General features: G+C 63.3%; 12 protein-coding genes. 2 read left to right on the top strand and 10 right to left on the bottom strand.

Translation table 11 applies throughout. The annotated features are described in order from the left end of the window. On the top strand, nucleotides 1-1,193 hold a 1,193-nt coding region (locus ACTHJ1_RS17780), incomplete at its 5' end, for a Glu/Leu/Phe/Val family dehydrogenase (RefSeq protein WP_440195265.1). Between the two features lies 1 nt (nucleotide 1,194). On the opposite strand, the gene ACTHJ1_RS17775 is transcribed toward ACTHJ1_RS17780, so the two are convergent. From ACTHJ1_RS17775 to ACTHJ1_RS17755, 5 genes are all read right to left on the bottom strand, one after another. Then, nucleotides 1,195-2,112 (bottom strand): RsiV family protein, encoded by a 918-nt coding sequence (locus ACTHJ1_RS17775; protein ID WP_440195262.1) that lies wholly within the window; start codon nucleotides 2,110-2,112, stop codon nucleotides 1,195-1,197. An 11-nt stretch (nucleotides 2,113-2,123) separates the two neighbouring features. After that, nucleotides 2,124-2,828, bottom strand: a complete 705-nt coding sequence (locus ACTHJ1_RS17770; protein WP_440195259.1) for a glutathione binding-like protein — start codon at nucleotides 2,826-2,828, stop codon at nucleotides 2,124-2,126. 86 nt (nucleotides 2,829-2,914) lie between these two features. Beyond that, nucleotides 2,915-3,412: a glutathione peroxidase gene (locus ACTHJ1_RS17765; protein ID WP_440195256.1), complete on the bottom strand. Its 498-nt coding sequence runs from the start codon at nucleotides 3,410-3,412 to the stop codon at nucleotides 2,915-2,917. A 194-nt stretch (nucleotides 3,413-3,606) separates the two neighbouring features. Then, a complete protein-coding gene (locus tag ACTHJ1_RS17760) occupies nucleotides 3,607-4,011 on the bottom strand; it encodes a DoxX family protein (protein ID WP_440195253.1) in 405 nt (134 codons plus the stop codon). A 107-nt stretch (nucleotides 4,012-4,118) separates the two neighbouring features. Beyond that, entirely contained in the window at nucleotides 4,119-4,937 is an 819-nt protein-coding gene (locus tag ACTHJ1_RS17755; RefSeq protein WP_440195250.1) for a DUF2242 domain-containing protein, read from the bottom strand. Nucleotides 4,938-5,032: 95 nt separating this feature from the next. Here ACTHJ1_RS17755 and ACTHJ1_RS17750 point away from each other — a divergent pair, with 95 nt between their 5' ends. Next, entirely contained in the window at nucleotides 5,033-7,129 is a 2,097-nt protein-coding gene (locus tag ACTHJ1_RS17750) for an EAL domain-containing protein (protein ID WP_440195247.1), read from the top strand. Here ACTHJ1_RS17750 and ACTHJ1_RS17745 read toward each other — a convergent pair. From ACTHJ1_RS17745 to ACTHJ1_RS17725, 5 genes are all read right to left on the bottom strand, one after another. Continuing rightward, nucleotides 7,119-7,883, bottom strand: a complete 765-nt coding sequence (locus tag ACTHJ1_RS17745; protein ID WP_440195244.1) for an SURF1 family protein — start codon at nucleotides 7,881-7,883, stop codon at nucleotides 7,119-7,121. The genes ACTHJ1_RS17750 and ACTHJ1_RS17745 overlap by 11 nt on opposite strands. A gap of 40 nt (nucleotides 7,884-7,923) precedes the next feature. Further along, a complete protein-coding gene (locus tag ACTHJ1_RS17740; RefSeq protein WP_440195241.1) occupies nucleotides 7,924-8,907 on the bottom strand; it encodes a cation diffusion facilitator family transporter in 984 nt (327 codons plus the stop codon). A gap of 129 nt (nucleotides 8,908-9,036) precedes the next feature. Then, on the bottom strand, nucleotides 9,037-9,669 hold the full coding sequence (locus ACTHJ1_RS17735) for an FABP family protein (protein ID WP_440195238.1): 633 nt from the start codon (nucleotides 9,667-9,669) through the stop codon (nucleotides 9,037-9,039). Nucleotides 9,670-9,705: 36 nt separating this feature from the next. Then, nucleotides 9,706-10,515, bottom strand: a complete 810-nt coding sequence (blaOXA, locus tag ACTHJ1_RS17730) for a class D beta-lactamase (RefSeq protein WP_440195236.1) — start codon at nucleotides 10,513-10,515, stop codon at nucleotides 9,706-9,708. 4 nt (nucleotides 10,516-10,519) lie between these two features. Continuing rightward, nucleotides 10,520-11,152 (bottom strand): LysE family translocator, encoded by a 633-nt coding sequence (locus ACTHJ1_RS17725; protein WP_440195233.1) that lies wholly within the window; start codon nucleotides 11,150-11,152, stop codon nucleotides 10,520-10,522. Nucleotides 11,153-11,377 lie beyond the last annotated feature (225 nt).

Genomic DNA, 11,377 nt, shown 5'->3' with positions numbered 1-11,377 from the left:
CCTATCTAGGTCATCTGGCGCGCTGGGTCGAAACGCTCAAGCGCCCGAAGCGGGCTCTTATCGTCGATGTGCCCATCGAGATGGATGACGGTCGCATCGCCCACTTCGAAGGCTACCGCGTGCAGCACAACGTCTCGCGCGGGCCGGGCAAGGGCGGAGTGCGCTTTCACCAGGACGTCACGCTCTCCGAAGTCATGGCCCTGTCGGCCTGGATGTCCATCAAGAATGCGGCGGTGAATCTGCCCTACGGCGGCGCCAAGGGTGGCATCCGCGTCGATCCGCGCACCTTGTCCAGATCCGAGCTCGAGCGCATGACCCGCCGCTATACCTCGGAAATCGGCGTCATCATCGGACCGTCCAAAGACATCCCCGCGCCCGACGTCAACACCAATTCCCAGGTCATGGCCTGGATGATGGATACCTATTCCATGAACAGCGGCGCCACCGCCACGGGCGTGGTCACCGGCAAGCCGATTTCTCTGGGCGGCAGCCTGGGCCGCGTCGACGCCACCGGCCGCGGCGTGTTCGTCGTCGGCTGCGAAGCCGCGCGCGACCAGAACGTGCCCGTCGCCGGCGCCCGGGTCATCGTGCAGGGCTTCGGCAACGTGGGCGGCACCGCGGCGCGCCTGTTCAGCGAAGCTGGCGCCAAGATCATCGCCGTGCAGGATCACACCGGCGCCATCCACAATGCCGCCGGCCTGGACGTTCCCGCGCTGCTCAAGCACGTCGCTGCCCATGGCGGCGTAGGCGGTTTCGCCGGTGCGCAGCCGATCGCTCCGGCCGATTTCTGGTCGGTGGAAACCGAATTCCTCATCCCCGCAGCGCTGGAAAACCAGATCAACGAAAGCAATGCCGCGAAGATCCGCGCCAAGATCGTCGTAGAAGGCGCCAACGGCCCCACCACGCCGGCTGCCGACGATATCCTGCACGACAACGGCGTGTACCTGGTACCCGACGTATTGGCCAATGCCGGCGGCGTCACGGTGAGCTACTTCGAATGGGTGCAGGATTTCTCCAGCTTTTTCTGGAGCGAGGACGAAATCAACCAGCGTCTGGAACGCCTGATGCGCGAAGCCTACGCGGCAATCGCCCTTACGGCCCGCGAGCACAAGGTAAGCTTGCGCACCGCGGCCTTCATTGTGGCGTGTTCTCGCATCTTGCAGGCGCGTGAAGAACGCGGCCTGTATCCGTAAATCAGTCCGGCAGAAACTCGGGCCGCACGAAAGTGCGGGCCGTGGCCCAGGGCAGCACGATCTCGGGCTGCCCATACGAGTACGGCGCAATGGTGTAAGCGTCGTACTTCACCACCAGCCCTTGCGCGGTCAACGCCATATTGTCGCTCTCCGCGAAAGGCCATAGCCTGGCGTATCCCGTCGGATCCCTCTCATATCCCGGATTCGTCTTGAGCCACAGGCCATAGGCCTCGCGCAAGGCTGCCAGATACTGCGCATGCCCGCCGTCGGTCAGCACGTCGTCCAGATGGATCTGCCTGTCGGCTCTGCGGCTCCACAGCAGGAAGTGAGTCGCCGGAATAGGATGGGCCGCGCCCGCAATCTGCTGCGTGGAGTCCAGTTCGACGCTGATCGCGTTGCCCACCACGCCGCGCAGCCGCGCGCGCAGCCAGGTATGGTCGCCGTCTTGCGCGGTGCGCCAGAAATAGGCGGCATAGCCGGGCACATTGCCATAGACGCCGCTCAAGTTTTTATCCACGCCCGTCATGCTCGAGAGCATCTGGTCGATCGCGACCGTCAGCTTGGGCAAACCGGGAAAAGCCAGGCTGTCCAGCGTGATTGCGGGGCATTGCCGGCCCTGGCATCCCGGCTTGGTCTGCTCCCAGCGCACCGGGTCGGTGCGCACTTCGCGCAACTGGCCGGGCGCTGCGGCGGCTGCGGCGCCTGGCGTCGAGGCGACAAAAGAGGAGGGCGGGACCGTCGATGAAGCCGGTCCGCCGGCCTGCAGGCTGATGTTGTCAGGCGGCGAACTGCCGCAGCCGGCCAAAAGTCCCGCGGTCAGCATGGTCAGGGCAGCCCAGCGCGCAGCGCTCGCCGCGCGGCTCGAGCATGTATTTTCGCGGTAGGTTCCGCACCCTCCGACGCGCGCCGTATGCAACATGGTGACGACCCTCACCACTTGGCGGACTGGGCCGTCTGGCCGAACAGGATGCGGCGCGAGGTCTCATCGCTCACCGACGGCGCGGTGTTGACTTCCTTGGCCTTCTGGTAGGCGCGCACGGTTGCCGGCCGCGCCGCGACCGCTTCGAACCAGCGCCGCAGATTGGGAAAGTCTTCGAGCTTCTGGCCCTGCCGCTCGTGCGGCACGATCCAGGGGTAACAGGCCATGTCGGCGATCGAGTACTCGCTGCCCGCCACGAAGGGCCTGTCAGCCAAGCGGCGATCGAGCACGCCGTAAAGGCGGTTGGTCTCTTTCACATAGCGCTCGATGGCATAGGGAATAGGCTCGGGCGCATAGCCAGAAAAGTGATGGTTCTGCCCGGCCATGGGGCCCAGGCCGCCCATCTGCCAGAAGAGCCACTCCATGACCTGGACGCGGCCCCGCAGGTCGGAAGGAATGAAACGACCGGTCTTCTCCGCCAAGTACATCAGAATCGCACCCGATTCGAACACCGAAATCGGTGCGCCGCCGTCGGTCGGCGCCTGGTCGACGATGGCGGGAATGCGATTGTTGGGAGAGATCTTGAGGAACTCGGGCTGAAACTGATCGCCCTTGCCGATATTGATCGGATGGATGGCATAGGGCAGACCGGTTTCCTCGAGAAAGAGGGTGATCTTGTGCCCGTTGGGCGTGGTCCAGTAGTAGAGGTCGATCATTGCTGCGATCCTGCTGCGTGTTGAAGGGCGAGGGGATGGCAAGGCCGTCGATGCCGGCCCGGGATGCTCTCAGACAGAGCCGTGCATCATACCGGCTTGCCCCGTGTCAGCGCCGATTCGATGTCCGGGCGTAAAGATTGCGGCGTATCGGCGGGCGCATAGCGGGCGATAACCTGGCCGTCGCGGCCTGTCAGAAATTTGGTGAAATTCCATTTGATCGCCTGGGTGCCCAGCACACCGCGCTTGCGCGACTTGAGCCAGCGATAGACCGGATGCACCTTGTCGCCGTTGACTTCGACCTTGGCAAACATGGGAAAGCTCACGCCATATCGTAGCTCGCAAAAGCCGAGTATTTCGGCCTCGCTGCCCGGCTCCTGGCGGCCGAATTGATTGCAGGGAAAGCCTAGCACCGAGAAGCCGCGGTCGGCATAGGTGCGCTGCAGCGCTTCCAGTCCCTCGTATTGCGACGTGAAACCGCAGTGCGACGCCACGTTGACGATCAGCAGCACCTGTCCGGCGTAGTCCGCCAGACGGCGCGCGTGACCGTCGATGCCGATGGCAGAAAAGTCGTAGATGGAATTCAAGCATGGGCTCCTGGCGGGCCTGCGGCCCACGGTCTGCATATGCCTTTATACCGCGCCTTCACTAGGCCCTCATGCTGCGCCCTTCGGTCTTGCCGTCGCCGGGCATCGATCCCGCACCGCGGCCTGAGCGTGCAAACCAAAGCAAACGGGCCGTCGCGCCCGGCGTGACGGCCCGTCCGATAAGACGTCGGGCGTCAGTTCAGCCGGGAGCCGCCGATCACGAAGCGGCCCATGCCCGATGCCAGCAGCGACAGGGCGCCGAACAGATACATGAAATCGAGTTCTAGCGCATAGCCGCCGGTCTTGGGATTGGCGGTGAAGAGCTGGCCGGTGTGCACCAGCGCCACAGCCACAACCATGTTGATGACGATGATCAGGGCGCCGAAGCGGCCCAGAATGCCCAGAACGATCATCAAGGGCGCGACGACCTCGCCGATGTAAACCAGATAGCCCAGGGCACCGGGCAGGCCGTGCTTGACCAGCATATCGCCGATAAAGCCGACGCCATGCTGCAGTTTCCAGACGCCGTGGAACAGGATGAGCAGGCCCAGGACCAGTCGCAGAATCAGCTTGCCGCCGTCTTCGCATTTGGGAAACATGATGGATTGCCTCTTGAGAAATAGGAAAAGCGCGAATTATGGGCAAACTGTACCGCCGCATATAGCCTCGTGGGCGGAACGATCCGTCCCAATCGACGCAGTACGAATCACTGCGCGGATTTGGCGGCAGCGGCGTCAACGGCTGGCGCGGGGTCGGACGTGGTCGACGAGGTGGGCGCAGGCACGGCGGGAGCAGGTACGGGGGTCGCGGCGGGAGCCGGCGTCGGCGAGGCGGGCACAGGCTCAGTCTTGGGCGCCGGCGTCTCGGTCTTGGTTTCGGGCGCAGGCTTAGGTATGCCCGTGTTTTCCGGCGTCAGCGGCACCGTGGGGGTGACGATCGGGGTAGGGGCTGGGGCGGGGGCCGGTGCAGCGGGTTTTTTCTGGGCAGCCACAGGCTGCTCCAGCTGGGCGACGGAAAGGTACTGATGCAGCAGATCGAAGAAGCCGCTGTAGAACTGGGGGCGCGTTACCGTCATTGAACTGGTTTTGACCAGCGCGTCGTCCGACGACATGAAAGGCAGCGACACGCTGCCCAGTACGCTCACGCCCACGCTGGCAGCGGTCGAGGTCTTCTTGAGCGAGAAGCTGTCCTGGATGGCGTTGGCGAACACTTGTGAATGGTTCGGGCCGGTGCTGTCAGGCGCGCAATTGACGTTGAAGGTGATCTGCGTGTTGCGGCCTTCCTGGTCGACGAAGTTCTTGTGGCCCGAAACCAGGTCTCCAGTCGACCTGTCGATGCTGTATCCCTGGCTGAGCAAGGCCCGGCGCCCGGCGTCGCAGGCGACCTTGTAGCCAGTATCGAAAGAGCGCGAATAAGTCTGGTTCTGGACAAAATTTTCCTCTTCGTAGACCGATTTTTGCGGGTTGGATCCGCAAGCGGTAAGCAGGAAAGCCAGAGTGGCAAGCGAGAGGGAAACTCGGAGCATGTCGATGGGATGGAAGGCGCCGGTGCGCTGCGAAGAGTTGATTAATTTACCAAGTTTCCAGGGCTTATTGGCCAGGGGTCGATACGCTATGTATCATGTTTCACATGAACGCCAACGGCACGGTCTCCGAGCGCCACGAACCGACGTCTTTGTATGGTCCGGCTAGCGCGGCATTGCTGGCGCCTTTACATCAGTCGATGCAGGCGCGTGCGTCCGATATTGCGGCGTTTTTCCAGCAGCACGTGGGGCAGGAGGCGATGTTGAGCGACATCCTGCGCAAGATGCTGTCCGAACCGGAACTGGAGCGCTTCAAAGCCTGGCAGACCGGCAATCTGCTCGACCTGGCCTCGCCCGAGCTCACGCCCGAGCGGCACCGCAGCGAGGCCTTGCGCCTGGGGCATCTGTATACGCAGCTCGGTCTGCCGCAGATCGGCCTGATGCGCGAGCAGGAAATCCTGCATCGGGCCGTCGAACACAATATCGACGCGCGCGAACATGCCCAGGCAATGGCGATCTTGAGCCAGCGCCTGATGTGCAGCCTGGCGTGGCAGGCCGAAGCCTACCAGAAGGTCCACACCCAAAGGCAGAGCCTGCTGCAGGAGATCATCCGGCTGGTATGGGAAACCGACAACTATGCCGACCTGATCGCCCAGGCGGCGGCCATCCTGGTGCGCCACGACGGTCTGACCGGCTGCTCATTCGCCAAACCCGATGCGCAGGGCATTTTTCATTACGAGTACATCGCCGGCACCCCGCAGACCAAGCAATGCCTGATGGAAATCGACGCACAAAGCGACATGCCCGACGCCTACTGCGAAGGCGAACATGGACACGGCATGATGGGCCGCGCCTGGTTCAGCACACGCACCGAGTGCAGCCTGAACGTCGACCTCGATCCGCTCATGCGGCGCTGGCAGCCCTTCTTTACCCGGCACGCCGATTTTCGCTCGATCGTTGCGATTCCGTTGTGCCGCGCCGACGACACGCCCATCTCCGTGCTGTGCCTGTACGGCAAATACCCGGGCGGCCTGGTATCGGCGGACCAGAAGGCTTTTATCGAACAGTTGCGCACTCTGCTGCTGTTTGCCTGCACGCAACTGCACAAGCTCTCCGGCCCCATTCCGGGCATGTCTTACAACGCGCGCCAGCGCTGGGCCATGCTCATCCACCAAGGTCAGGGGCTGCGCATGCGCTATCAGCCCGTGATCTCGTTGCCCTCGGGCGTGGCGGTGGGCATCTATGCCCTGGCTCATCTGCAGGACGGCGACCAGGATCTGCCTCCGTCCACGGTCCAGCCGCTGCTGTCGTCCGACGAATTCTTCACGTTTTATTCGCTCGGCATTCACCAGGCCATGGCTGACCGCGAATCCTGGCGCCGTGCCGGCCTGGGGGACAGACGCCTGGGCATCAACCTGCGCTACCGCGCGCTAGGCGACCCGCGCTACCTGCGCGAAATACAGGCTGCCATGGCGCGGCACGACTGCCCCGCGCAGCTGCTGACGCTGCACATTCTCGACCTGCCCGAGCCTTCGGAAGAGCTCGATGCGGCCGCCGCGCAGACCCTGGCGCAAATCAAGAACATGGGCATCAACATCACGGCGGACGATCTGGGCGCAGGGCACAGCAGCCTGGATCGCCTGCGCCAGTTGCCGTTCAACACCATCAAGATCGACCGCAGCATCGTCTCGCAGGTCGATAAAGATCCGACCAATGTGCTGTTCTTCATTCATCGGCTCACGCGGCTGGGCCACACGCTGGGCAAGTTGGTCCTGGTCGAAGGCGTGGACAGCGCGGACATGCTCGAGGCCGCAGCCATACTAGAGGCCGATGCCGTGCAGGGCCGGGCGGTGTGCCCGCCGCTGTCTGCCGAGCAGATGACGCAGTGGCTCAAAGAGGCGCCTGCGCTGGCCTTGGCTGCGCATCATCATCCGCGCAGCAAGCTGGCCAAGCTCGCCAGCCTGCTGCTCTGGGAAGAGCGGCTGCATCTCACGCTGGAAAAAGCGGCCGGCACGCCCGCCGACGCCGCATCAACCCAGACGCTGGGGCCGGCGCTGCCTTTTCTGGCGGCGCGATCGCATCAGCGCCAGCTCTTCATGGCGGCGCGCGATCATGGCTTGCACAGCGACGCCTACCGCGCCGCGCGGCGGCATTTCATCGCACAGCTCTTTCGCGAAGAAGCACTTATTTCTTGATCCGACTGCCCCGGCGCCATTCGTCGCGCCAGAGCAGGAACGCGCCGACCAGCGTCATCGCCGCCATCGCGAACCAGGTGATCAGATAACTCAGGTGGTTGTTGGGAAACCGCACCCGTGTCAGCCCCGGCACCGGCCCGGCCTTGGGGTCGGACTGCGCGCCCGGGCCGGTCTGCATGTCGATGAAATAAGGTGCCACCGGCCCCAGGCCCCGCTTGGCGGCGATGCCTTGCAGGTCGCGCGTGTACCAGAAGTCGATGGCGGGCTCGTTATGGCGCAGGAAGGCGCCTTTGGGCTCGTCCATGCGCATCAGCCCGACCACATCGGCCGGACCCGACGACGGCTCGGTATTCGTCTGCTTGCGCCATTCGGGCAGCACGAACCCCCGGTTCACCATCACCAGTTCGCCGTCGCCGCGCTGCAGCGGCGTCAGCACCCAATAACCGCTGCCATAGTCGGTAACCGCCTGCACCAGGGTTTGCTTGTCGTACAGGAACGTGCCGCTGGCGCGCACCGGAAGATACTCGTCGGCCGCCGCCTTCACAGTCGGCCACTGCGGCCTGAGCGGCGCCTGCACGGGGCGCTGGTGCACCCGGCTGTCCACTCTGGCGATCAAGTCCAGCTTCCAGGCGCGACGATGGATCTGCCATACGCCCAAGGCACAGAACAACGAGAAGAGTAGCAGCGAAATCAGTGCGATGACGGCCAGGCGCAACGGCCGCGGCCTGTGCGAAAAATCGGAAGGTGCGTTCAAGGTTGAATCCAGGGGATAGCGCGATGCGGTTGCGCAGTGATCAGCGTTCCAGGCAGCAGGTGGTCGTTCCGTCGTGATCCGGCGCATCGAGGCAGACGTCTTCCTCGACCTGCACCGTGGCATGTGCGATGCTGAAGCGCACGGCCAGGCGGCGCTGCACGGCGCCCACGACCTCGCGCGCAGCGATGCCGCCTGCGGGCAGCACGTGCAAAGTGACCATATGCTGCTCGCCTGTGATGGACCAGGCATGGATATGGTGGGCGTCGCGGATCTCGGGCACGTGGGTTTCGAGATCTGCCTTGATGTCGGCCAGGGTGACGCCCACCGGCGTGCCTTCGAGCAGGATGTGAGCCGATGATTTGACGACGCCCCAGGCGCTCTTGAGGATGATGACCGCGACCACGACGGACAGGATGGGGTCGATGGGCATCCAGCCGGTGGCAAGAATGACGACCGCGGCTACGATGGCGGCGACCGAGCCCAGCATGTCGCCCATCACGTGCAGCCAGGCGCCGCGCATATTGAGGTTTTCGCGGTTGCCGCCGTGCAGCACCAAGAAGGCCACGATATTGGCAGCCAGGCCGGCAAAAGCAACCGCCAGCATGGTCTTGCCGACCACCGGCACCGGCGCGGCGAAACGGGCGATCGCTTCGATCACGATCCAGGCCGCGATGACGAAGAGGGCACAGCCGTTGACGAAGGCCGCGAGCACTTCGAGTCGCTTGTAGCCATAGGTGAGCCGCGAGGTGGCAGGGCGCTTGCCGTAGTGGATCGCCGCCCAACTGAATCCCAGCGCCACGGTATCGCTCAACATGTGGCCGGCATCGGCCAGCAGCGCCAGCGAACCGGAGATCATGCCGCCGACGATCTCCACCACCATGAACAACGCGATGACGACGAAGGCCCAGCCTATGCGGCGCTGATCCGTGATGCCGTGCAGATGATCGTGGCCGGCGTGGCCGTGGCCATGGTGCTCATGTCCATGGTCATGATCGTCGTGCTTGGAGTGGTCGTGGCCGGCCATGGGGCATCCGTTTTAAATCTATTCTCAGGACGAATTTTACAAAACACCGGCGACGAAATCATGAACAGGCCTGCCTGCGCCGCAGTCGCCCCGCGCCGCACGGGCGCCAGACAGCAAAACCGGGCCGTTCTATTTCGCCGCCATCGGATTGGGCGTGGGTTCGCCGATCTTGCTGAGCGTATTGCGGTCGGTGTGGTGAAAGGGTTCCTCCTGGCCGCGAATCATCATCACGGTGTCCTGCTCGTAGGACCAGGTTCCATCGGGATTGATCTTTACCTGGATGCGGAATTCGACGGTCTTGAAGGCATATTCAAGGAAAGGGTTCGAACAGATGCCGTAGGTTTCGATGCCACGCGTGGCCACCAGCTCGAATTCTTTGGAATCCGCTGCGGCCGTGCCGCCTGCCATCGCGGTCTGGCCACGAGGTATGGTCAGCGTGTGGATGATTGCACCGGTCGCCGGCTCCCAGAGCCAGTAGCCGACCTGGTCGTGATACGTCTTGACCTGATCGGGCTTGACAATGTGGGTGTGATAACGCAAACCGTAGAACAACTGCGGCCCGTTGGTCTGGGGGTCGATGGGCTGCAGCTCGATGCGCTCGACGAAAGCCTGCTTCTTCGGCCCTTCGGCCTTGGGTTTGACGTCCAGCCCGCGCGTGCCTTGCCATATGCCGGCCATGCCCGACAGCGGGCCGAGATTTTTCAGCGTGTCGAAATCGAGATCGGAGGGTTCGGTGTAGATATCGGCGGAAAATTCGCTCATGGGTGGTCTCGTGTAAAAGTTGGAGCGCGAGTTGCGTCACAGGCCGCGCAAAAGCGTGGGCAGTTCAGAATACATGGCATCGCGCGTGCGATTGCCGGCAGTATCGGGGATTTTCTTTTCGTCTTGAACCAGCCGGGCAAAGACCACAGTGCGGCCGTTTTTTTCGGCCCAGCCGACGAACCAGCCCCAGGGGTGGTCCTCGTCGAAGGTGTAATCGGGCTTGCGCGGATAGGCCATACCGGTCTTGCCGTGCACGATCCAGCCGTCCGCTACCGGATGTTTTTCCACGATGTTCAGCGTCATGTCGATGGCATGCGCGCTAACCGGCAGCTGCCGGTTCACCAGCTTGGACAGGAAAGCGACCTGCTCTTGCGGCGAGATCTTCAGCGACGAGGCGATCCACGCCCGCTCCAGGCCGTTATGCCTGCCTGGGTCGCCGGAAAAATCGGCGTTGCCGTAGCCTAACTTCAGCGCATAACGATGCAGCGTCTTTTCGCCCAGCGCATGCGTGATTTGCTGGGAGAACCAGACGACCGAATATTTGAGCCAGCGCACCGGGTCGGTCGGCTGTCGCCAGGCCTGGCCGCCCCAATCTACATAGCCTTGCTTGTAGGGCAGGATCGGATCGTGCTCGTTCTTGAGAAAGCCCGCGTCGTAGCCCATCACGGCGAACGCGATCTTGGCAGTCGAGGCAGGCGTCACGCGCGTCGCGCAGTCGCCTTGTTCGAAGCGCGTCTTGCCTGTCCCGGCATCGACTACGAGGGTGCAGATCGTCCGGGCCTGGGCCACCTGCTGCAGGCCTATCAGGCCTGCAGCAAATACCAGAATAAGCCTGCGTGCAACCATGCCGTCAGGCCCTCATGCCGAGGGTGATCGCGCCCGCGCCGAGCAGCACCGCGCCGCCGACATAACCGAAGCGCCGCTGTGCGGCCGCGCTGGTCAGGTGGATCGAAAGCCGCCTGGCCGCCAGGGCATACATGGACGCGCTGGCGGACGCGAACAGTACGAAAGTCGGCAGCAGGACGGCGCACTGCGCGATGAAGCTGTGATCGGCCGAAATGAACTGCGGCACGAATGCCACGAAAAAGACAATGCTCTTGGGATTGAGCGCGGTCACGGTCCATGCCGTGACGAAGCGCTGGCGTGCGGACTTATGCAGTATCGGCAAAGCGGCCTGCACCGCGTCGTCGCGCAGGCGCCGCGCACTCAAAATGGACTTCGCGCCCAGATAGAGCAGATACGTGCCGCCCATGACCTTGAGCACGATGAAGGCCGTGGCGGAAGCCGCGAGGAGGGCGCCTGCACCTGCGAGCGAAATCGACATCGACGTGATATCGCCGGCAGCGACGCCCGAGATCGTGCTCCAGGCCGATCGGCCGCGATTGGCCAGCGTGTCGCCGATGACGAGCAGGATGGTCGGACCGGGGATCAGCAGAAGAATAAGGCTCGCGCCAACGAAGGCGAGCCAAGCATGCAGAGACATGTTGGATTCCTGAAAGAGTGCATACCTGGCAAGTTATCCATGAAATTCACGGGAGGTCAAACCAGCATGCCGAGCATGGCCGCCACAAATGGGGCCCGGCCAACTCTCTTTTCGAATTCGGTGCGCACGGACCTGCCGGCGTTGATCTGCATCAAGTCGCGCTCGAACGATCTCACCTAACTTTCTGTTTGGGCCATCCTCTTCGCCCTGTGCGAAGCAGATGGT

Source organism: Bordetella sp., assembly GCF_051960075.1.
Classification (GTDB): domain Bacteria; phylum Pseudomonadota; class Gammaproteobacteria; order Burkholderiales; family Burkholderiaceae_B; genus Bordetella.
This window is presented reverse-complemented; position numbering and strand designations above follow the sequence as displayed.

What these genes read in the sequence shown, in the direction of transcription:
- ACTHJ1_RS17725 (WP_440195233.1), bottom strand. Translation starts at nt 11,152, where the DNA reads ATGTCTCTGCATGCTTGGCTCGCCTTCGTTGGCGCGAGCCTTATTCTT.
- ACTHJ1_RS17740 (WP_440195241.1), bottom strand. Translation starts at nt 8,907, where the DNA reads ATGGCCGGCCACGACCACTCCAAGCACGACGATCATGACCATGGACAT.
- blaOXA (WP_440195236.1), bottom strand. Translation starts at nt 10,515, where the DNA reads ATGGTTGCACGCAGGCTTATTCTGGTATTTGCTGCAGGCCTGATAGGC.
- ACTHJ1_RS17750 (WP_440195247.1), top strand. Translation starts at nt 5,033, where the DNA reads ATGTTTCACATGAACGCCAACGGCACGGTCTCCGAGCGCCACGAACCG.
- ACTHJ1_RS17735 (WP_440195238.1), bottom strand. Translation starts at nt 9,669, where the DNA reads ATGAGCGAATTTTCCGCCGATATCTACACCGAACCCTCCGATCTCGAT.
- ACTHJ1_RS17775 (WP_440195262.1), bottom strand. Translation starts at nt 2,112, where the DNA reads ATGTTGCATACGGCGCGCGTCGGAGGGTGCGGAACCTACCGCGAAAAT.
- ACTHJ1_RS17760 (WP_440195253.1), bottom strand. Translation starts at nt 4,011, where the DNA reads ATGTTTCCCAAATGCGAAGACGGCGGCAAGCTGATTCTGCGACTGGTC.
- ACTHJ1_RS17770 (WP_440195259.1), bottom strand. Translation starts at nt 2,828, where the DNA reads ATGATCGACCTCTACTACTGGACCACGCCCAACGGGCACAAGATCACC.
- ACTHJ1_RS17755 (WP_440195250.1), bottom strand. Translation starts at nt 4,937, where the DNA reads ATGCTCCGAGTTTCCCTCTCGCTTGCCACTCTGGCTTTCCTGCTTACC.